The sequence below is a fragment of the Bacillus sp. 22483 genome (genome assembly GCF_052044605.1).
In the GTDB taxonomy this organism is placed as follows: Bacteria; Bacillota; Bacilli; order Bacillales; family Bacillaceae; genus Bacillus; species Bacillus altitudinis.
Genome location: NZ_JBQENU010000011.1, coordinates 43,410 through 64,849 on the forward strand (window position 1 = coordinate 43,410; position 21,440 = coordinate 64,849).

Genomic DNA, 21,440 nt, shown 5'->3' on the forward strand with positions numbered 1-21,440 from the left:
CTTGAGCAACGTAAAACAAAGCGGCTGGGTGCTACGACACCAGCAAATAGGGTGGAACCGCGGGAAAAACTCTCGTCCCTATGTTTGCAAGGAACCTTGTGAGCATAGAGACGGGAGTTTTTGTGTTTTGCAAAAAGGTTCTAGGCCCCACCGCCATACATAGCGGATGGTGTAAAAAAGATGGAGGTGCGATCATTGAATATTCAAGACATGATTTTGACACTGCAAAAGCATTGGTCAAATGAAGGCTGCGTATTAATGCAGGCATATGACACAGAAAAAGGTGCTGGAACGATGAGTCCATACACGTTCCTGCGAAGCATTGGGCCAGAGCCATGGAAGGTAGCCTATGTAGAACCTTCAAGACGCCCGGCTGATGGCAGATATGGAGAAAACCCAAACAGATTGTATCAGCATCATCAATTTCAAGTGATCATTAAGCCATCACCTGACAATATTCAAGAACTGTATCTAGAATCATTGAAGGCGCTTGGCATTGACCCGCTAAAACATGATATCCGCTTTGTTGAAGACAACTGGGAAAACCCATCTCTTGGCTGCGCAGGACTTGGCTGGGAAGTTTGGCTTGATGGAATGGAAATTACGCAATTTACGTATTTCCAGCAAGTTGGCGGTTTAGAATGTAAGCCAGTTTCTGTTGAAATCACATACGGAATTGAGCGCCTTGCTTCTTACATTCAGGACAAAGAAAATGTGTTTGACCTTGAATGGACAGATGGCTTTACTGTAAGAGATTTATTCTTAATGGCTGAATACGAGCATTCTGTGTATACGTTTGAAACATCTAATACGGATATGCTGTTCGATTTATTTACAACATATGAAAAAGAAGCACATAGCCAAATGGACAAAGGGCTTGTTCACCCGGCATATGATTATGTACTCAAATGTTCTCACACCTTTAACCTGCTTGATGCCAAAGGCGCGATTTCTGTGACTGAGCGAACAGGTTATATCGGAAGAGTACGTCAGTTAGCGAGAAAAGTAGCCAAAACATATTACGAAGAACGAGAAAAACTAGGATTCCCTATGCTAAAAGAGGAGGCGGCTTCTCATGAATAAACAAGATGTATTACTTGAAATCGGCTTAGAAGAGATGCCGGCTCGTTTCATGCCAGAAAGCACAAAGCAGCTAGGTGACAAAGTAAAAGCTTGGTTCGTAGCGCAAAATATTTCATTCGAAGACGTTGCTTTATTTAATTCACCAAGACGTCTAGCTGTACTCGTCAAAGGTGTTGCAGAAAAACAAGAGGACATCAAAGAAGAAGCAAAAGGACCGGCTAAAAAGATTGCTCAAGATGCTGAAGGCAATTGGACAAAAGCTGCCGAAGGTTTTGCCCGCGGACAAGGCGCTTCAACAGATGATCTTTATTTCAAAGACATTAAAGGTGTGGATTATGTCCATGTCCAAAAGTTTCAAGAAGGAAAGCAAGTCAAAGACCTTCTTCCAGCATTGGGTGACATTGCCGCTTCATTGAGTTTTCCAAAGAACATGAGATGGGGAAGCGAGGATTTACGCTATATCCGTCCAATTAAATGGATTGTTTGTTTATTTGGCCAAGAGATCATTCCTGTCGAAATTGCAGGAGTGAAAAGCGGACGGGAGACTAGAGGACATCGTTTCCTAGGGACGACAGCCAGCATTGACACACCAGCTTCTTATGAGCAAACATTAAGAGATCAATTTGTGATTGTAGATTCAGATAAAAGAAAACAATTAATTACTGAGCAATTACATGCGCTTTCTTCCGAAAAAGGCTGGGTCATTCCAGTTGATCCCGAGCTTCTAGAAGAAGTGAACGATCTCGTTGAATATCCAACCGTTCTATTTGGTTCTTTTGAAGAAGAATTTCTTGCGCTACCGGAAGAAGTGCTTGTTACGACAATGAAAGAGCATCAGCGTTATTTCCCTGTGAAAAATGAACAAGGGGAATTACTGCCGCACTTTATTACGGTCAGAAATGGAAACAGTGAGGCACTTGAAAATGTGGCAAGAGGGAACGAAAAGGTCCTTCGTGCACGTTTATCAGATGCGGCATTTTTCTATAAAGAAGACGAAAAACTCGTCATTGAAGACAACATTCAAAAGCTTGATAAAGTCGTATTCCATGAGAAACTTGGCACGATTGGCGACAAGCTGAAAAGAGTAACAGACATTGCCGTTCGCCTTGCTAGTCATGTGGGTGCAGATGAAGAAACGTCTAAACGCGCTGCAAGAGCAGCCAGTATTTCTAAATTTGACCTTGTGACTCAGATGGTCTATGAATTCCCAGAACTGCAAGGAATCATGGGTGAAAAATATGCTAGAGCACTTGGCGAGCATGAAGAAGTGGCAAAAAGTATCAACGAGCACTATATGCCGCGTTTTGCTGGTGACGATGCGCCGTCAACACTTATTGGGGCGATTGTTGCAGTGGCGGATAAGTTAGATTCTATTTGTTCATTCTTCTCAATTGATGTCATTCCAACGGGCTCTCAAGATCCTTATGGATTAAGAAGACAAGCGAGCGGTATCGTTCAAATCCTGCTCGACCGCCAATGGAATCTTTCATTTAAAGAGCTTTTAGCACTAGCTCAAGTAGAGACTAAACATGAAGTGGCTCTCATTGAATTTTTAACACACCGTTTGAAATATGTTCTCCAAGCAGAACATATCCGTCATGACGTAGTGGAAGCAGTCCTTGATGTTGAAAATATTGAACCATATGCGGTTGTGAAAAAAGCGGCTGTTCTTGAAGAGAGCGTGAAACAGGAGAGTTTCAAAGAAACGGCTGAGGCACTAGGCCGCGTCATTTCAATCAGTAAAAAAGGGGAAGACGCACAGATTCAGCCTGAACTGTTTGAAAATGAACACGAACAAAAGCTATTTGAAGCGTATCAGCAAGCGGAAAAAGCCGTCAACGAGCATATGGCAAGTGGACAGTACCATTCAGCACTTGAAGCGTTAGATACGTTAAAGGCACCAATTGTTCATTATTTCGACCATACCATGGTTCATGCCGATGATGAAAAACTGAAACAAAATCGTTTAGCACAAATGGTCAAACTTGCAAAAGTCATTCAATCATTTGCGAATATGAACAATTTAATTGTAAAATAAATACCTAAGAACGGTTGCCTTTTTCGAAGGGCAATCGTTTTTTACTCATTTAATTCACGGTTTTTGAGTGGATTTTTGTTTCATTCGGACAAAGATGCGCTATAATATGATGAGTTATGAAATTGATATACATAAAGTAAGGATTCGCTCTCTCTATTTAAAGGTGGTGAGTACAATCGAGTTAAATAAACGGCAAGAGCAGATTTTACAGATTGTCAAAGAGAATGGTCCGATCACTGGAGAGCATATCGCCGATCGGCTGAACTTAACAAGGGCTACCCTCAGACCGGATTTAGCCATTTTAACGATGTCTGGCTTTTTAGAAGCAAGACCAAGGGTCGGCTACTTTTTTACAGGCAAAACAGGCACGCAGCTTCTGGCAGATAAGCTGAAAAAACTTCAAGTGAAAGATTTTCAGTCCATTCCGGTCGTGATACACGAGAATGTTTCGGTTTATGATGCGATTTGTACGATGTTTTTAGAGGATGTGGGCACATTATTCGTTGTGGACGATCACTCTATATTAACAGGCGTGTTATCAAGAAAAGACCTCCTTCGAGCAAGTATTGGGAAACAAGAGCTTCCATCTATACCTGTCCATATTATTATGACAAGAATGCCGAACATTACCGTTTGCCGCAAAGAAGATTTTATTATGGATGTGGCCAAGCACTTGATTGAAAAGCAAATAGATGCACTTCCTGTTATAAAAGATACGGATAAAGGCTTTGAAGTGGTCGGCAGAATTACGAAAACAAACATGACGAAAATACTTGTTAGCTTATCAGAGAACGAAATTATCTAATTACAGAAGACTGCGAGGGGATGTTATGAGTAATCGCGTAATTTTTGTTGTATCAGATTCAGTAGGAGAAACGGCAGAGCTCGTGGTCAAAGCGGCACTTAGCCAATTTGATGGCGGCTCATCCGACCATTCAAATATTAGAAGAATCCCATATGTAGAGGATGTCGGTACGATTAAAGAAGTGATTTCATTGGCGAAAGCAGATAATGGGATCGTTTGCTTTACTCTTGTTGTGCCAGAAATGCGCCAATTCTTAATAGAAGAAGCAGAAGCGAATGGCGTCGTGTACTATGACATTATCGGTCCACTTATTGATAAAATGGAGACGGCATATGGAAATGAAGCGAAACATGAGCCAGGTCGTGTACGTCAATTAGATGAGGACTATTTTAAAAAGGTAGAAGCCATTGAGTTCGCTGTGAAATATGATGATGGCCGGGACCCAAGAGGTATTCTAAAGGCTGATATTGTGCTGATTGGTGTATCGCGTACGTCTAAGACACCACTTTCTCAATACTTAGCACATAAACGCTTGAAGGTAGCAAACGTTCCGATTGTTCCTGAAGTTGATCCGCCAGAGGAGTTATTCTCAGTTGATCCCAAAAAATGCATCGGCCTGAAAATTAGTCCAGACAAACTAAATCATATCCGTAAAGAACGTTTAAAATCACTCGGTTTAAATGACCGTGCCATTTATGCGAATATCGAGCGGATTAAAGAGGAACTAGAATATTTTGAAAAAGTGGTTGACCGCATTAACTGTCAAGTTGTGGATGTATCGAATAAAGCAGTTGAGGAGACAGCAAATGTCATTCATCAAATGATGACCAAAAGAGGTTCCGAATAAACTCAGGATGCTCCTCCTGGGTTTTTCCTATGGTGGGAAACGGGTAAACAAAAACAATAGCATATTTGCTGCATTTGTATTATAATAAAAAATTGTGATAAAATGATTGATTTTAGGTTTAAGTTAAGTCAAGAACGAATAAACTAATATTGGCAGAAGTCAAGTGATTCTGAACATAACTTTTCGACAAAATGAGTTTTACTGTTGATTGCTTTATGGGGGAAAAGTATGGTCTTTTTGCTTCTCTAAAGCAGGAATAAGGTGGAGGGATGGAGAATTAGTCACCTGAATGAACGTAAAAAAGAAAGGACGATTTATGTCGATGCAGATGCTTGTCCTGTAAAAGACGAAATCCTTTCTGTCGCATCTCAATTTCAAGTACCTGTGACTTTCATTGCTTCATATGAGCATTTTCAAACCAAACGATCACCACTTGAAGATTGGCGGTTTGTTGATACACATAAGGAAGCAGCAGATTTAGTCATTGCGAACTTAGCTGTCAAGCACGATATTGTTGTCACCCAGGATATTGGTCTGGCCTCCTTACTGCTTCCAAGACAAGTCATTGTTCTGTCTGAAAGAGGACGAATGTACACAAACGAAACAATTGATTTTGATTTGGAACGCAGGCATGTTTCCAGTAAACAGCGAAGAAAAGGTGTATACGGAAAAGGTCCCAAAAAGCTTTTAGAAGAGGATAAAAAGCGATTTATTGCCCAACTACAAAAAATCCTGTCGAATCATGAAGGATTTTTGAATTAAAAGGCGAATAATGTACGACGGAGTGTTATTAGGATGAGCAAACGTATACCAGATGAACTTTTGGAGCAAATCCAAAAAAACGCAGACATTGTCGAAGTGATTGGAGAATACGTACAGCTTAGAAAACAAGGTCGGAATTACTTCGGTCTTTGTCCATTCCATGGTGAAAATACTCCTTCATTCTCTGTTTCAGCAGATAAGCAAATCTTCCATTGTTTTGGCTGTGGTGCAGGAGGCAATGTATTTTCGTTCCTCAGACAAATGGAAGGCTACTCATTTATTGAAGCCGTTTCACATGTTGCTGATAAGTACCATATTGATTTGCCGGATCATGTAGCGAATGCGCAGATCAGTTCCTCACAGCAAGAGGATACAGCAGATCATAAAATGATTGAGGCGCATGAGCTTCTTAAGAAATTTTACCACCATTTGCTGGTAAATACAAAGGAAGGTCAAAACGCACTCGATTATTTAAGGTCCAGGGGCTTTACGGATGAAACAATTGCCAAGTTTGAGATCGGGTATGCTCTCGACTCGTGGGATTTCGTGACCAAGTTTTTAGAAAAACGAGGGTTTGATCCTGCGATGATGGAGAAGGCTGGTCTTTTGATTCAACGAGAAAACGGCACAGGTTTTTTTGACCGCTTTAGAGATCGTGTCATGTTTCCGATTCATGATCATCACGGGACGGTCGTCGCTTTTTCTGGAAGATCACTTGGTGATCAGCAGCCAAAGTATATGAATAGTCCTGAAACGCCACTTTTTCATAAAAGTAAGCTGCTTTATCACTTTCATGACGCGCGTATGCATATTAGAAAACGCGAACGTGCTGTCCTTTTCGAAGGATTTGCTGACGTCATCTCGGCTGTCACAAGTGGTGTTGGCGAAAGTGTTGCAACAATGGGTACGTCTTTAACAGAAGAGCACGTAAAGCTTCTTAGACGGAACGTTGAAGAGATCATTTTATGTTATGACTCTGACACGGCCGGGTATGAAGCGACCATGAAAGCATCAGATTTGCTTGGAAAAAGAGGATGTAAAGTTCGCGTTGCCATGATACCAGATGGACTTGATCCAGATGATTACATTCGTAAATATGGCGGCGAGAAATTTAGGAATGACATCATAGATGCAAGTGTGACATTAATGACATTTAAGATGAATTTTTTCCGAAGAGGAAAGAATTTGTCTGACGAAGGAGACCGCCTGACTTACATGAAGCAGGTTCTCCGAGAAATTAGCCGATTAAACGGTTCCTTGGAACAAGAGATTTACATGAAGCAGCTGGCTGGGGAGTTCTCCATTTCACTTGACTCATTAAAGGAGCAATTGGAGCTTTTTGAAAAGCAGCAGAGACAAGAGGCCAAGAGCTCGCAAGAAGAAAATGGACTTGAAAAGAGGCGTGCACATCTGTCAACACAGGTAAGACGAAAACGTCTAAGGCCGGCATATGAAAACGCAGAGCGAATGCTCCTTGCACATATGTTGAAAAATGATGACGTGATCCGAAAAGTGCTTGATAGGATAGGGTTTGAATTTAATATAGATTCGCACAGAGCGCTGGCAACATACATTTATGCATTGTATGAAGAAGGCAAGGAGCCGACCCCGCAGCATCTGATGAACCGTATAGAAGATGATGTGATCAATCAGCTCCTGACGGATATATTCATGATTCAAGTTGGAGACGAACTAAGTGAAGCTGAATTAAGTGATTATGTAAAAAAAGTGTTGAATCATCGGAATTTGTCAATGATAAAGGAAAAAGAACTAGAACGTGCAGAGGCGGAGAGGCAAAAAGATTTCTTCAAAGCGGCAACACTTGCAAAAGAAATTATTCAGTTGAACCGTTCGCTGAAGTAATACGTCTACTATTTATGACAAGACTTACGGCTGGCAATGAATCCTTTAATGGGAGGAGCATAAGACCGCAAGCATCTTGCCTTCATCATTATTTATTTTATTCCTATTTGCTCATTCTGTTTGATAGAGAGAGAAAGGCAGAGCAGAAGCAAATCGCAAGTTACTTTAGAATTCGTTGCAAGCTTTGGAAGGAGGGATCCATAATGGCTGATAAACAAGCCCACGAAACTGAAACTGAATTAACCTTTGAACAGGTGAGAGATAAGCTCACTGAAACGGGTAAAAAACGGGGCGTTTTAACATACGAAGAAATTGCAGAGCGTATGTCTAGCTTTGAAATTGAATCAGACCAGATGGATGAATACTATGAATACTTAGGCGAACAGGGTGTAGAACTCATCAGTGAAAATGAAGAGACTGAAGACCCAAATGTTCAGCAGCTGGCTAAGGCAGAAGAGGAATTTGACCTGAATGATTTAAGCGTACCACCAGGTGTCAAAATTAATGATCCTGTTCGTATGTACTTAAAAGAGATCGGGCGCGTCAATTTGCTATCTGCTAAAGAAGAGATTACGTATGCTCAAAAGATTGAAGAAGGCGATGAGGAATCAAAAAGAAGATTAGCGGAAGCGAACCTTCGTCTCGTTGTCAGCATTGCGAAACGTTATGTTGGTCGTGGTATGCTGTTCCTTGACTTGATTCAAGAAGGAAACATGGGGCTCATGAAGGCGGTTGAGAAGTTTGATTACCGCAAAGGATACAAATTCTCAACATATGCGACATGGTGGATTAGACAGGCGATCACACGTGCGATTGCCGATCAGGCGAGAACAATCCGGATCCCGGTTCATATGGTGGAAACCATTAATAAATTAATCCGTGTTCAAAGACAGCTTCTACAAGATCTAGGTAGAGAACCAACGCCAGAAGAAATTGCGGAAGACATGGATTTAACACCAGAGAAAGTAAGAGAAATTCTTAAAATTGCGCAAGAGCCAGTATCTTTAGAAACACCTATTGGTGAGGAAGATGACTCGCATCTTGGTGATTTTATCGAAGACCAAGAGGCGACTTCTCCATCAGACCATGCTGCCTATGAGCTCTTAAAAGAGCAGCTTGAAGATGTATTAGATACGCTAACGGACCGTGAAGAAAATGTGCTGAGACTGCGTTTCGGACTAGATGACGGAAGAACACGCACATTAGAAGAGGTAGGAAAGGTGTTTGGCGTAACAAGAGAGCGTATTCGCCAAATTGAAGCGAAAGCTCTTCGTAAATTAAGACACCCAAGCAGAAGTAAACGATTAAAAGACTTCTTAGAATAGAAACCGGACGGATCTTGAGAGAGATCCGTTCTTTCTTCATCAAAATGAAAACGCTTTTTTGATCTGATTATATTTTACTGAATAACAAATGAATTTGCAACGTTCTTAGAGAAAAGATGTATAAAAAATACATCTAAATGTGCTGAAGGCTTCATTTCTCATTTTGAATCATTTTTGTCTAATCTGTGAACTTGACCAAAGTTTTGTATCATAATTCGTTTACTTTTTGTAAAATTAAAGTAGAATTAGAATTGTTTGCATAGTCTCAAAGGGGTTTTTCACAAAGGGGAGGATGAAAGAAATGAAACGGAATCCACTTATACCATTCTTATTGATTGCCATTTTAGGTATTGGACTCACTTTTTTCTTATCAATGAAGGGGCTGAAAGATGAAGACAAAATTGCCTCTGGGGGCAAAGAGCAAAAGCAAGAAGAGACCGCAAATGCGACGCCGGAAGAATTGTATAAGCAGAACTGTATTAGCTGTCATGGGGAAAACTACGAAGGTGGCGCTGGTCCTGCATTAAAAGGTGTTGGCGACAAGCTTGAAGTAGCAGACATCAAGAAAAAAATTCAAGAAGGCGGAAATGGGATGCCGGGCGGGCTAATTCCGAATGAAAAGCTCGATGAAATGTCAGAATGGGTATCCAAAATTAAATAATAAAGCGCAAAAAGCTCTTTTTCATCAGAAGAGCTTTTTTCATTTGAAAACGACTTTTAAAAAGTCCATAATTTATATAAGATAGACAAGTATGAACATTAAAGAAAAGTAGTGATATGGATGAATGAAATGAATTTGTCAAAACGATTAAAAAGAGTCGCAGACTTTTTACCAAAAGAGGCGGTCTTTGCTGATATTGGCTCAGATCATGCCTATTTGCCATGTTATGCGATATTACATCATAAAGCATTGAAAGCCATTGCTGGTGAAATTACTGATGGACCGCTTCAATCTGCGAAGAAGCAAGTACATAGGCTTGAATTAGATGAGCAGATTTCAGTCAGAAAAGGAAATGGCCTTGAAGTGATTGAAAAAGGCGAGGTGAATGCTGTCACGATTGCAGGAATGGGCGGAGCACTCATTGCAAGCATTCTAAATGAAGGTAAACACAAGCTCACAGGGCAGGAGCGGCTTATTCTTCAGCCTAATATTCATGCTCACCATATTCGTTTATGGCTCTATCAAGAGGGGTATGAACTGATGGATGAAGTGATTTTAGAAGAGGATGGCAAAATATACGAAATCATCATTGCCGAAACTGGCGACAAAGATAAAGCTTATGAAGGCATGTCGATTGAAACAGGCATGCTCGTTGGTCCGTTTCTTGCCAAAGAACATAATGATGTCTTCCGGCGCAAATGGATGAATGAGCTTCAGCACATGGAGCATATAGAAGGCCAGATTCAAAAAGCAGCGCCGACGGAAGAGAACAAAGAACGTCTAAAAGAGCTGAATGCGAAAATAAAAATGCTAAAGGAGGTTTTGACTGTTGGCTAAAACAGTGAACGGGCATGAAATCATCCAATTATTTGAGCAATTTTCACCAAAGGCATATGCGGTGGAAGGTGATAAAATCGGGCTCCAGATTGGAACGCTGAATAAAAAAGTGACCAATGTCATGATCACCTTAGATGTATTAGAAAATGTGGTAGATGAGGCAATTGAGCGGAAGGTGGATCTCATTATTGCCCACCATCCGCCAATTTTCCGTCCATTAAAACATGTGGCTACAGATCAGCCGGCAGGACGGATCATTGAGAAATGCATCAAACATGATATTGCGGTGTATGTAGCACATACAAACCTGGATGTGGCTGATGGGGGAGTCAATGACTTGCTTGCAGAGGCTTTAGAGCTCGGGGAAACAAAAGTGCTAGTTCCAACATACGAAGATCCAATTAAGCAGCTAGCCTTGTATGTTCCAGTGGAATTTGAAGAGGCCATCAGGACGGCTTTAGGAAATGCGGGAGCTGGCCATATTGGCAACTACAGTCATTGCGCTTTTTCAAATGAAGGGACAGGCAGTTTTCTGCCATCAGAAGAAGCTGTGCCATTTATTGGTGAGACGGGTAAATTGGAATTTGTGAAAGAAGTACGAATCGAAACCATTTTCCCAGCGAGTATTGAAAAACAAGTGATTCGTGAAATGATCAAAGCACACCCTTATGAAGAAGTGGCTTACAGTGTACACACGACAGATCTTCCTCCTATTCAAAAAGGCCTTGGGCGTATTGGTGAATTAAAAGAACCTATGACACTTAAAGACTTCACTCAATTTGTGAAAACGAAGTTAGATGTGAATGGAGCGCGTTTTGTAGGAAATCAGGAAGCGGTCGTGAAAAAAGTAGCTGTGCTTGGAGGAGACGGAAATAAATATATCCATCAAGCGAAAAGAATGGGTGCAGATGTGTACGTGACTGGCGACCTTTATTTCCATGTCGCTCACGATGCCATGATGCTCGGACTGAATGTAGTGGACCCGGGTCATTACGCAGAAAAGATCATGAAAGAGGGCGTGAAGACAAAGCTAGAATCGCTATGTACAGATAAAAAATATGATGTGCAATTCTTTGTATCAGAATCAAACACAAACCCGTTTCAATTTGTGTAAACAAAAACGTCAGAGCATAGCAGCTCTGACGTTTTTTTTATTTCTTTGTTTTCACGCGAGGTAATATCTTAGAAAGAGGAACCGTCCGTTCAATTTTCCATGTCGATTCATCATCAGGTTCGTAGTTTTCTAAGAAACGAATGACTTCTTTTGTAATAGGTGTTGGTGTGGAAGCACCTGCAGTAACGGCAACTGTTTTTACCCCTTGGAGCCATTCAAGCTTTAACTCACTGAGATCACCAATTCGGTAAGCCTGCGTTCCTGCAATCTCCATTGACACTTGCGCCAGACGATTTGAGTTATTGCTTTTTGGATCGCCGACCACAATGGTCAGATCGGCTTGGCCTGCTTGCTGTGACACAGCTTCTTGACGTACCTGTGTCGCAAGGCAGATCTCTTGATGGTACTCGACGTGAGGATATTTTTCTTTAATGAGCTCCATCAGATCATGAACATCCCACTGAGACATTGTCGTCTGATTGGTGATGAGCAGTTTATCTGACGTTAAATCGAGCGCTTTAATATCAGCTTCTGTTTCGACAAGGTGCACTTTGTCAGGTGCAACACCGACGGCTCCTTCTGGCTCAGGGTGACCCTTTTTTCCGATATAAATAATGTCATATCCATCAGCTGTTTTTTCTGAAATGAGTTCATGTGTTTTCGTGACATCTGGACAGGTCGCATCAATGGCGACAAGGCCTTTTTCTTCTGCAATTTGACGGACTTCAGGAGATACGCCGTGAGCGGTGAAAATCACTGTGCCACTTTCAACCTGTTTTAAAATATCCAGACGGTTTGGTCCGTCCAGTGTGTAAATTCCATCTTCTTCGAAGGCGTCTGTGACATGTTTGTTGTGCACAATCATACCTAATATATAAATTGGGCGTGGCAAGTTTTTATCAAGTGCGGCATTTTTAGCAATGACCATTGCATCTACAACGCCATAGCAATAGCCACGCGGCGAAATTTTAATTACATTCATTTATTCGTCCTCCTGTAGGGAAGTGCTGCTAGAGAAGAACAATATAAAAAGCCGTGAAAAACGGCTTTTGATCATTCTCTTCCTTCATTATAGCCAAAGTAAGCGCATATATCAAAGATTGTTATACATGGGAAACACTTCGCCTTTAAAAGATCACTAGACATATAGTTTCGGAATGGAACTACCCGATCTTTTTTTCGGTTTTGCTTCAGGAGCAGCTGATGTGTGTACAGTCCCTTTTTTGACAAGGATGTCCTCTGGTTCTTCTTCTTTTCCTTCTTCTATTTCATCATCAACTGGTTCGTGCGGAACGTCTGTTTCTGCAGTGATTTCTTTTGGTTCTTCGTCTGCATCATTCGTATTTGTTTCATCGTCATCCGCACTGCCAAGCTGGCTATAGAGTTTAATCATGGCAGGCAAATTTCTGACTAAAGGACCGTATTGCTGAATCATAGGCGTGAATTGCTGCGCCATTCCGAGTACTTTTTGAACATTTCCTAACATGCTTGAAAGGTTCGCAGGGTTTGCGAAGCTCTGGATTCCTTGTAATCCCGCACCACCTCCAGCTCCAGAGATCCCTGCTCCTCCAGCTCCAGGAAGAAATTTTGCCAGCATGCCCTTAATTCCGGCTCCGCCGCCTAGTGCACGGCTTTCGCCTCCAGGAATGCCACCCATCCCGCGTAGACCGCCGCCTTGTACAGACGGAGAGCGAGGCATCATTTGTTGAAATTGGTTGCCTTGCCCTTGAAAAGGCTGTTCGATCGGAGCCTGCTGTCTCCGTTGAAAAATTCCGGGCTGTCCGCCATTTCCAAGGTGCCGGCGTGAGGGGCGATGCGGCTGAAAATCGCCCATAGGCCTTTGCCCTAACATACTTGTACCTCCCTTACTGCATTCTCTTTCTCTTCATAGGTTATGCAGGGAAGTATCATTTGGTTTCCTGTGAGAAAAGCGGACATGGTTTTTTTGCAGAAAATCAGCTATAATGAGGAGATGAGCAAAAAGGCATTGCCTTAAGGAGTGAAAACATGAAAGAAACGAAATTTACGACATATGAATTAAAGTCTTTTATTATAGATGCTATTCATGAACTGGGCTTTTATGAGCCGACTGATATTCAAAAAAGAATTATCCCTGCTGTTTTAAAAGGTGAAAGCGTGATTGGACAGTCTCAAACAGGGACAGGGAAAACCCATGCGTATTTATTGCCGCTTATTCATTCAATTGATCCAAGCAAAGAGCAAGTACAAGTGGTCATTACTGCACCAACACGAGAATTAGCGAATCAAATTTTTAAAGAAGCACAAACGATCTTAAAAAATACGCCTCCAGAAGAAGAAATCAAGGCAAAGCTTTACATTGGCGGAACGGACAAGCAGAAATCCATTCAAAAGCTAAAGAATCAGCCGCACTTAGTGGTCGGCACTCCTGGACGTATTGCTGATCTTATTCATGAGCAAGCGCTGAATGTGTACAAAGCAACATCTCTTGTCATTGATGAAGCAGACCTTATGCTGGATATGGGCTTTTTAGAAGATGTGGATCGTATTGGTTCACAAATGCCAGAACAGTTGCAAATGCTCGTGTTCTCAGCAACTATTCCAGAAAAATTAAAACCTTTCCTCAAAAAATATATGGATAATCCGAAATATGCACATGTTGAACCGAAACGAATTACGGCTGAAAACATTCAGCATATTTTAGTTCCATCTAAACAGCGTGATAAATTAAAATTACTTCATGAAATGGTGACGAATGTACAGCCTTATTTAGGGATCATCTTTGCCAATACGAAATCAACTGTTGATGAGATTGCCTCATTCCTACAAGAAAAAGGAATGAAAATTGGGGTACTTCATGGTGGTTTAACGCCTCGTGAACGTAAAAAAGTGATGAAACAAATTGAAGATTTGGAGTTCACATATATTGTGGCATCTGATCTTGCTGCCCGCGGGATTGATATTAAGGGCGTCAGCCACGTGATTAACTATGAGCTCCCATCCGATCTTGATTTTTATGTTCACCGTGTGGGAAGAACGGCTCGCGCTGGTTCATCTGGCATTGCAATGACCATTTATGATCTCGCTGATGAGGATGCACTCGTTCAAATTGAAAAAATGGGTGTTGTGTTTGAAAACAAAACGATTGTTCATGGCGAATGGCGAGATGCAGATGATCGTTTGAAGCGTCAAAGACGTAAAAAAGCACCAAATGAAATTGAAGAAAAAGCAAAACGCCTTGTCAGAAAACCGAAAGCCGTCAAACCTGGATATAAAAAGAAAATGACACGTGAGATGGATAAGATCAAAAGACAAGAACGTAGAAAGTCAAAGCGTAACGGAAAGTAGGGGGACACATTGTTGAAGATTGGATCACATGTATCCATGAGCGGAAAACATATGCTACTTGCAGCGAGTGAGGAAGCTGCCTCTTATGGTTCAAATACTTTTATGATTTATACAGGTGCACCGCAAAATACGCGCCGTAAAAAAATTGAAGATCTCAATATTGAAGCTGGACAAGCGCATATGAAAGAGCATGGTATGACAGATATCGTCGTTCATGCACCGTATATTATTAATATTGGGAACACAGTGAATCCAGCGACATTTGAGCTTGGAGTGGATTTCCTTCGCTCTGAGATAGAGCGTACAGAAGCGCTAGGTGCAAGACAAATTGTTCTTCATCCAGGTGCGCATGTCGGAGCAGGTGCAGATGCTGGAATTCAAAAAATCATTGAAGGTCTTAATGAAGTCATTGTGAAGGGGCAGGAGGTTCAAATTGCGCTGGAAACAATGGCGGGAAAAGGATCAGAGTGCGGAAGAAGCTTTGAAGAGCTTGCCCAAATTATTGACGGTGTGACACATAACGAAGCACTTTCTGTTTGCTTTGATACGTGTCACACGCACGATGCAGGTTATCCCATTGTGAGTGATTTTGATGGAGTATTAGAAGAATTTGATCGAATTGTCGGGATCGACCGAATCAAAGTTCTTCATATTAATGATAGTAAAAATGTACAAGGCGCAAGAAAAGACCGACATGAAAATATCGGTTTTGGAGAAATTGGTTTTGATGCCCTGAGCTATATCGTTCATCATCCACAGCTTCAAGATATGCCGAAGATTCTAGAAACGCCTTATGTAGGTGAAGATAAAAAGAACAAGAAACCACCTTATAAATTCGAAATTGCGATGCTGAAAGAAAAGCAATTTGATGAAGGTTTACTAGATAAGATTACGGGTCAATAAAAGTGCATGCAATGTGATGAGGTGCCGCTAAATGCGGCCCTTTTTTGCCTAATTTGTGAACTGATTAAACAGATCGTTGACGGTCTGTGCAGTTTGTTTAGACGTAATCGCTTCCACTTGCTTAAGCAGCCGGTTGCGCTCTGCATCGTTAAAAATATTGACGTTTTTCCCATTCATGAGTTTGGCGACCTCAGCAGCCTGATTGGATGTTAAACTGACCCCATACTGTTTCGCATACCTTAACAAGTCATTTGCTGTGATCTGATTCAGACGCTGCAACACAATTTTTTGAATTAAAATCAATTCCATTCCTCCCCTCTGTATCAATGTATGGGCGAAAACGGAAAATGTGCAAAAAATTTTATTTTACTCTGTGAAATGATAAAATAGTAAAGTGAATAAAATGTTCATTGAAAACTAAACATGTGTAGAAGGGAGAACGTATGGCAAATAGTAAACAGCATAAAAAGGAATCAGTGCCTCATTTTATTTTGAGAATTTTTCTGATTCTAGTAGGAGCTGCATGTGCGGCAGTCAGCATTGAATTATTTTTAGTGCCAAACAATATTATTGATGGAGGCATCATCGGTATTTCGCTTATTTTGGATTATCTTTTTACGGATAACCCATTCATTAATTTTGCGACGATTGTTGTCATTTTAAATATTCCATTTATGATATCAGGATACAAACATATTGGGAAAACCTTCTTGATTTCCACTGTGATTGGGATTGTCAGCTTGGCCGTGATTGAATCTTCACTCCATCATGTAGAAGCATTTACGACGCAGCCGATTTTAGCTACTGTATTTGGGGGGCTGTTACTCGGGTTTGGCGTTGGGCTTGTGATACGGAATGGAGGCTCAATGGACGGAACGGAAATCTTAGGAATTCTTCTGACGAAAAAAATTCCTTTCTCCGTCGGTGAGTTTGTCATGATCGTCAATGTGTTCATTTTTATTTGGGCGGGCTTTGTATTCGGACCGGAGCAAGCTATGTATTCTGTCATGACATATTATTTGGCAATGAAAACAATTGATGCTGTCATTCAAGGACTAGATGAAACAAAAGCTGTCATTATCGTTTCGGATTATTATGATGAAATTTCAGATGCGATTCTTCATCGTCTCGGCAGGGGAACGACCAAACTTAGAGGAAAAGGCGGTTATACCGATGAAGAAAAAGATGTCATTTACGCCGTCGTGACAAGACTTGAAATTACGAAGCTGAAATCTATTGTGTTTGAAATTGATGGTCAAGCCTTTATTACGATTATGGATACGCATGAAACAAAAGGCGGTAAATTCAAAACAGCCATTCATTAGCTTTTATTTTACTTTTTTATCTTTCTTTTATATAATGAAATGTATGTATGGACAAAGAAAATGGCTTTTGCCATTTTCTTTTTGTTGTATAAATCGTAATCATTCTTTTTATATTGGATTAAAGGTGGAAAGATTTATGGCAAAGCCAATTATTGAAATGAAGGACATTTCGTATTCATATGGACAGCGAAATGTCATCGATCACATTCATTTAACGGTAGAGGAAGGAAACTTTCTAGCACTTGTTGGACCGAATGGATCTGGTAAAACAACCTTATTAAAATGCCTGCTTGGCTTGATTAAACCACAGCAGGGAGAATTGAAGCTCTTTGGCACACCTGCTCAAAAATTTAAAGACTGGGATCAAATTGGATTTGTTTCTCAAAAGGCGAATAGCTTTAATACAGGTTTTCCTGCTTCTGTATACGAGGTCGTGGCAAGTGGTTTAACGGCGAAGATTGGTTTATTCAAACGCATGAGTAAGCAGGATAAGCTTCAAGTAGATGAGGCCATACGTTCAGTTGGCATACAAGACTTAAAACACCAAAACATTGGTGAGCTTTCAGGCGGTCAGCAGCAGCGTACATTTATTGCCCGTGCGCTCGTCAGTCAGCCGAAGCTGCTCATTTTAGATGAGCCGACTGTGGGTGTAGACCAAAGAACAGTAGAGGGCTTTTATCAGCTGTTAGAAACATTGAACAAAGAAAAAGGAATGTCTTTAATTCTCGTTACACATGATGTAGGAACCGTTTCTGACAAAGTCACGCATGTGGCTTGTTTAAATCAGACACTTCATTTTCATGGAGATGCGGAAACGTTTGATTCGATGGATGATCAGGCGCTTTCTCAGTTTTACGGGCATGACATTCAAGTGATTCATCACGATCATCACCATCATGGGGGACATGAATAATGCTATTTCCATTTTTTCATTATGAATTTTTACAAAATGCGTTTATCGCAGGGATGCTGATCGGCTTTATTGCGCCCTTACTTGGTGTATTTATTGTCGTGAGAAGGCTCTCTCTCATCGCAGATGCGCTTAGTCACGTGTCACTTGCTGGGATAGCGGCAAGTTTATTCCTTGATAAAAAGTTTGGACTTTTGACAGGGGTTAGCCCGCTTTACTTAGGAATGGCTTTTTCTGTGGCTGGCTCATTGTTTATTGAACGTCTGCGCTCTGTGTATAAACATTATCAGGAGCTGGCGATTCCCATTATTTTATCAGGTGGTATTGGGATCTCTGTTATTTTCATTTCACTTGCAAATGGTTTTAATACAGATTTGTTCAGCTATTTGTTTGGAAGTGTCAGTGCGGTTTCAAGGCTCGATCTTTGGATCATTGTTGGGATCTCACTTGTCGTTGTATTAGTGGTTGTGCTCTTGTATAAAGAATTGTTTTTGCTTTCTTTTGATGAAGAACATGCGAAGGCTTCTGGTATTTCAGCGAAGTGGATTCATTTTATTTTTATTTTAGTTGTTGCACTTGTCATCGCAGCATCGATGCGTATTGTCGGTACACTCCTAGTGTCCGCACTCATGACACTGCCAGTTGCGGCAAGTATTCGGATTGCCAAAGGGTTTAAACAGGCGATTTTCCTTTCCATCTTATTTGGGGAATTGTCTGTCATGGTCGGCTTGATTTTAAGTTATTATCTTGATTTAGCGCCGGGTGGAACCATTGTGATGCTGTCTATTTTGATTTTAATCGGGTGTATTAGTATTGGGAAATTCAGAAGGGGGAATCATCATGAACGTACAAGAAGCGCTTGATTTATTAAAGGAAAAAGGCTATAAATATACAAGCAAACGTGAAGATATGCTTCAATTGTTTTCTGATTCTGATAAATACTTGACCGCTAAAAATGTATTAACAGCTTTAAGTGAAGATTACCCAGGGCTTAGTTTTGATACGATTTATCGAAACCTGTCTTTATATGAAGATCTTGGGATATTAGAGACAACGGAATTATCAGGGGAGAAACTGTTCCGTTTTAAATGTTCGTTTTCCCATCATCATCATCACTTTATTTGTTTGACGTGCGGTAAAACAAAGGAAATCGATGCTTGCCCTATGGACAAGCTTGATGCCGATCTAGAGGATTATCACATTAGCGGACATAAATTTGAAATTTACGGAACGTGTCCTTCTTGCGAACCGAAGGAAGTTCATTCATGAAAGAAGCCAGCCGATGGGCTGGCTTTTTGTTTTGTCATGTTGAAAACGTTTTACAAAGGATAGCTGTTTCATTAAAATGAGAACAACAGATCATCTATAGAAGCAGATTTGAGTCTTTAGAAATAGGGGGAGGGTCAAAAGTGGCGTATTATATCGTATTCGATGTAGGCGGGACAAAAACAAAGCATGGGGTCATGGATCGACATGGTGAGCTGATCACGAGCGGCGACTACGAAACAAACTGCAGGCAGCTTGAGCCGTTTTTAGAGGACATGGAGAACGTGGTGAAAGAGTATCAAAGGACTTGGGATATCAAAGGGATTGCGATGAGTCTTCCGGGGTTTGTTGACAGTCAAACGGGTTATACGGAATTTGCAGGAGCGATTATTGCTTTAAATGGCCAAAATGTCAAAACGCTTTTGGAAGAAAAAACATCACTTCGTGTAGAAGTAGAAAATGATGCGAACTGTGCAGCTCTGGCTGAAAAATTTAGTGGTCATGCGAAAGAGTGTGACAGCTTTATATGTATGACGCTTGGGACTGGTGTCGGCGGCGGTATTTTTGCTGGCGGAGAGCTTGTTCGCGGTGCCTCTTTTCGCGGCGGTGAATTTGGCATGATGCTGACAGAAACAGAAAACGGTCAGTTTACGACACTCAACAGCAGTGCTTCGACAGCTGGATTGATACGAAGCTACAAAGAGCAGCAAGGAATTCCACAAAGTCAGCAAATCGACGGTCAAGAAATCTTTGAAAAAGCCAAGCAAGATCCGGCCATTGAGAAGATGATCGATCAGTGGTACAAGCGAATCGCAATTGGCATTTACAATGTGGCAACAGTTCTCAATCCAGAGAAAATCCTCATTGGCGGGGGCGTGAGTGCAAGGCCCGATTTGATTCCAAACATTGAGAAACATTTACATACTTTGCATGCATGGAAAAACATACAGGTGACACTGGAAACGTGCTATTACTTCAATCAGGCAGGTATGATGGGTGCACTTTATCATTTTTTAATAAAAGAAGGACATCATCGTACAATCAAAAAGCCGATACATTAAACGTATCGGCTTCAGCGCGCAGACAAACCCTCGCATTCTTTGTCAGTCCTGCGTTCCGGTGCTCACGAATGTCAAATTCGCTCCGCTCCAGTACTCGTCCTTCCTAGGGCTGCAAAGGTTTTCTATCACGTTGAAACGAAGACAAAGGGCTAAAATAAAGTTCATTTTAGCCCTTTGTCAACAATCTGAAGCCGATACATTAAAAACGTATCGGCTTTTGATCTGTTTTAGTAAGCAGTTTGCAGACGCTTTTCATACTGTTTGATCCATTGGGATGCTTCTTGCCAGTTATTCACGCGAATGATCCGTTCATCAATTGGCATTTGATTATACGGTGAGTTAAACAGAATCACTGGAATGTCAGCTTCTTTTGCAATCATTGTGGCATTACCATGGTGATCTTCAAAAAACACATCGATCTTATGTTTTTGAACAGCTGCCACCTTATGATGTCCGCCAACAAGCTCGATATCGTCATAATGGACATGATTCTCCTCAAACCATTTGTAGGTGATGTCTGAGTGATGCTGCCTTCTGGCTGTGATATAAATCAATTGATGATGATGTTTCATTTGATTGAGGATTTCTTTTGCACCCTCGGCAGGCTTTGCCTGTTTATAAATAAGAGGCTCATACTCATTCATCCAGCCCCAAAATTCTTCATTTGAAATCTTTAAAAGCTTCGTCAAATCATATTCCGTCATATCATCTAGTGTGATGTCACATTGAAACGACTCATTTAAGTAGGGGACAAAGGTGTCCTGCGCCGTGACTGTGCCATCGATATCAATTCCTAAACGTAACATGCCCACACTCCTCATATTTATCCTCTTAAAGTGTAACATAATCAATTCACAATTCCAGCAAGTTTTAGCAAACATGAAACAGACATTTTTGCTCATACTAAAAAAGCTCCTTTCTATTAACCAAAAGGGGGAATTGATCATGGAAAGAGACGAAGATTTCAGAAGAAATGATCGTGAAATCGACACACACTTTAGTAATGATGATGGCTATTTAGAGGAAACAGCTGCTGAAATTGCAGAGCCATATCAAGCATCAAGAGATCGTGAAGACAGAAGAGAACGTGACCATGTAGGTGACGATTCAGGCAGTAAGGGGATAGGCTATACAGCACTCGCGATTGCGATTATCTCACTATTTGTCTTGCCGGTGCTATTAGGCGTAGCGGCAATCGTCGTTGGTTATATTGCAAGAAGAAAAGGAGCACATGCGCTTGGCGCATGGTCAATCGGGATCGGAATCGTTTCCGTCATCCTCGGCATCTTTATCACCCCGTTCTTTTAACAGGA

22 protein-coding genes are annotated in these 21,440 nt (G+C 41.2%); 18 read left to right on the forward strand and 4 right to left on the reverse strand.

The window, feature by feature from the left end; translation table 11 throughout:
* Positions 1-195 precede the first annotated feature (195 nt).
* The 10 genes from glyQ to ACTJJQ_RS15280 all read left to right on the forward strand — a co-directional run bounded on the left by glyQ (position 196) and on the right by ACTJJQ_RS15280 (position 11,335).
* Positions 196-1,083 carry a glycine--tRNA ligase subunit alpha gene (gene glyQ / locus ACTJJQ_RS15235; protein ID WP_003217487.1) on the forward strand — a complete coding sequence of 296 codons (888 nt, stop codon included), beginning with the start codon at positions 196-198 and terminating at the stop codon, positions 1,081-1,083.
* The gene (gene glyS, locus ACTJJQ_RS15240; RefSeq protein WP_241511284.1) at positions 1,076-3,121 is read left to right on the forward strand and encodes a glycine--tRNA ligase subunit beta; all 2,046 of its coding nucleotides are present in this window, start codon (positions 1,076-1,078) and stop codon (positions 3,119-3,121) included. Before glyQ ends, glyS begins: the two co-directional genes overlap by 8 nt.
* 166 nt (positions 3,122-3,287) lie before the next feature.
* Positions 3,288-3,926 carry a helix-turn-helix transcriptional regulator gene (locus ACTJJQ_RS15245; RefSeq protein ID WP_024423017.1) on the forward strand — a complete coding sequence of 213 codons (639 nt, stop codon included), beginning with the start codon at positions 3,288-3,290 and terminating at the stop codon, positions 3,924-3,926.
* A gap of 25 nt (positions 3,927-3,951) precedes the next feature.
* Positions 3,952-4,773, forward strand: coding sequence for a pyruvate, water dikinase regulatory protein (locus ACTJJQ_RS15250; protein WP_440600355.1), 822 nt, complete (start codon positions 3,952-3,954; stop codon positions 4,771-4,773).
* Positions 4,774-5,034: 261 nt separating this feature from the next.
* On the forward strand, positions 5,035-5,535 hold the full coding sequence (locus ACTJJQ_RS15255) for a YaiI/YqxD family protein (protein WP_008342395.1): 501 nt from the start codon (positions 5,035-5,037) through the stop codon (positions 5,533-5,535).
* 33 nt (positions 5,536-5,568) lie between these two features.
* On the forward strand, positions 5,569-7,398 hold the full coding sequence (dnaG, locus tag ACTJJQ_RS15260) for a DNA primase (RefSeq protein WP_008342393.1): 1,830 nt from the start codon (positions 5,569-5,571) through the stop codon (positions 7,396-7,398).
* Positions 7,399-7,601: 203 nt separating this feature from the next.
* Positions 7,602-8,723, forward strand: a complete 1,122-nt coding sequence (gene rpoD / locus ACTJJQ_RS15265) for an RNA polymerase sigma factor RpoD (protein ID WP_008342392.1) — start codon at positions 7,602-7,604, stop codon at positions 8,721-8,723.
* Positions 8,724-9,024: 301 nt separating this feature from the next.
* Complete coding sequence (gene cccA / locus ACTJJQ_RS15270; RefSeq protein WP_008342390.1) at positions 9,025-9,384, forward strand: cytochrome c550; 360 nt, start codon at positions 9,025-9,027, stop codon at positions 9,382-9,384.
* A gap of 120 nt (positions 9,385-9,504) precedes the next feature.
* Positions 9,505-10,221, forward strand: coding sequence for a tRNA (adenine(22)-N(1))-methyltransferase (locus ACTJJQ_RS15275; protein WP_440600356.1), 717 nt, complete (start codon positions 9,505-9,507; stop codon positions 10,219-10,221).
* Positions 10,214-11,335 (forward strand): Nif3-like dinuclear metal center hexameric protein, encoded by a 1,122-nt coding sequence (locus tag ACTJJQ_RS15280; protein ID WP_060781198.1) that lies wholly within the window; start codon positions 10,214-10,216, stop codon positions 11,333-11,335. Before ACTJJQ_RS15275 ends, ACTJJQ_RS15280 begins: the two co-directional genes overlap by 8 nt.
* A gap of 37 nt (positions 11,336-11,372) precedes the next feature.
* Here ACTJJQ_RS15280 and ACTJJQ_RS15285 read toward each other — a convergent pair whose 3' ends face one another.
* Positions 11,373-12,317, reverse strand: a complete 945-nt coding sequence (locus tag ACTJJQ_RS15285; protein WP_007501283.1) for a 4-hydroxy-3-methylbut-2-enyl diphosphate reductase — start codon at positions 12,315-12,317, stop codon at positions 11,373-11,375.
* Positions 12,318-12,473: 156 nt separating this feature from the next.
* On the reverse strand, positions 12,474-13,187 hold the full coding sequence (gene vrrA / locus ACTJJQ_RS15290; protein WP_144679327.1) for a VrrA/YqfQ family protein: 714 nt from the start codon (positions 13,185-13,187) through the stop codon (positions 12,474-12,476).
* Between the two features lie 155 nt (positions 13,188-13,342).
* On the opposite strand from vrrA, the gene ACTJJQ_RS15295 reads away from it, so the two are divergent.
* Positions 13,343-14,662: a DEAD/DEAH box helicase gene (locus ACTJJQ_RS15295; protein ID WP_024718822.1), complete on the forward strand. Its 1,320-nt coding sequence runs from the start codon at positions 13,343-13,345 to the stop codon at positions 14,660-14,662.
* 9 nt (positions 14,663-14,671) lie between these two features.
* A complete protein-coding gene (locus ACTJJQ_RS15300; protein WP_206115550.1) occupies positions 14,672-15,565 on the forward strand; it encodes a deoxyribonuclease IV in 894 nt (297 codons plus the stop codon).
* A 48-nt stretch (positions 15,566-15,613) separates the two neighbouring features.
* On the opposite strand, the gene ACTJJQ_RS15305 is transcribed toward ACTJJQ_RS15300, so the two are convergent.
* A complete protein-coding gene (locus tag ACTJJQ_RS15305) occupies positions 15,614-15,868 on the reverse strand; it encodes a DUF2624 domain-containing protein (RefSeq protein ID WP_008342377.1) in 255 nt (84 codons plus the stop codon).
* A 140-nt stretch (positions 15,869-16,008) separates the two neighbouring features.
* On the opposite strand from ACTJJQ_RS15305, the gene ACTJJQ_RS15310 reads away from it, so the two are divergent.
* The 5 genes from ACTJJQ_RS15310 (at position 16,009) to ACTJJQ_RS15330 (ending at position 20,127) form a co-directional block, all read left to right on the forward strand.
* Positions 16,009-16,890 (forward strand): YitT family protein, encoded by an 882-nt coding sequence (locus ACTJJQ_RS15310; protein ID WP_007501276.1) that lies wholly within the window; start codon positions 16,009-16,011, stop codon positions 16,888-16,890.
* Between the two features lie 136 nt (positions 16,891-17,026).
* Complete coding sequence (locus ACTJJQ_RS15315; RefSeq protein ID WP_008342368.1) at positions 17,027-17,803, forward strand: metal ABC transporter ATP-binding protein; 777 nt, start codon at positions 17,027-17,029, stop codon at positions 17,801-17,803.
* Positions 17,803-18,663 (forward strand): metal ABC transporter permease, encoded by an 861-nt coding sequence (locus tag ACTJJQ_RS15320; protein ID WP_007501274.1) that lies wholly within the window; start codon positions 17,803-17,805, stop codon positions 18,661-18,663. Before ACTJJQ_RS15315 ends, ACTJJQ_RS15320 begins: the two co-directional genes overlap by 1 nt.
* Positions 18,641-19,069 carry a Fur family transcriptional regulator gene (locus ACTJJQ_RS15325; RefSeq protein ID WP_003217433.1) on the forward strand — a complete coding sequence of 143 codons (429 nt, stop codon included), beginning with the start codon at positions 18,641-18,643 and terminating at the stop codon, positions 19,067-19,069. The genes ACTJJQ_RS15320 and ACTJJQ_RS15325 overlap by 23 nt, the downstream gene beginning before the upstream one ends.
* Positions 19,070-19,209: 140 nt before the next feature.
* On the forward strand, positions 19,210-20,127 hold the full coding sequence (locus tag ACTJJQ_RS15330) for an ROK family protein (RefSeq protein WP_025207635.1): 918 nt from the start codon (positions 19,210-19,212) through the stop codon (positions 20,125-20,127).
* A 227-nt stretch (positions 20,128-20,354) separates the two neighbouring features.
* On the opposite strand, the gene ACTJJQ_RS15335 is transcribed toward ACTJJQ_RS15330, so the two are convergent.
* A complete protein-coding gene (locus tag ACTJJQ_RS15335; RefSeq protein ID WP_025207634.1) occupies positions 20,355-20,933 on the reverse strand; it encodes a 5' nucleotidase, NT5C type in 579 nt (192 codons plus the stop codon).
* A 139-nt stretch (positions 20,934-21,072) separates the two neighbouring features.
* Between ACTJJQ_RS15335 and ACTJJQ_RS15340 the strand changes: the two genes are divergently transcribed.
* Positions 21,073-21,435 carry a DUF308 domain-containing protein gene (locus tag ACTJJQ_RS15340; RefSeq protein ID WP_008342359.1) on the forward strand — a complete coding sequence of 121 codons (363 nt, stop codon included), beginning with the start codon at positions 21,073-21,075 and terminating at the stop codon, positions 21,433-21,435.
* Positions 21,436-21,440: the final 5 nt, after the last annotated feature.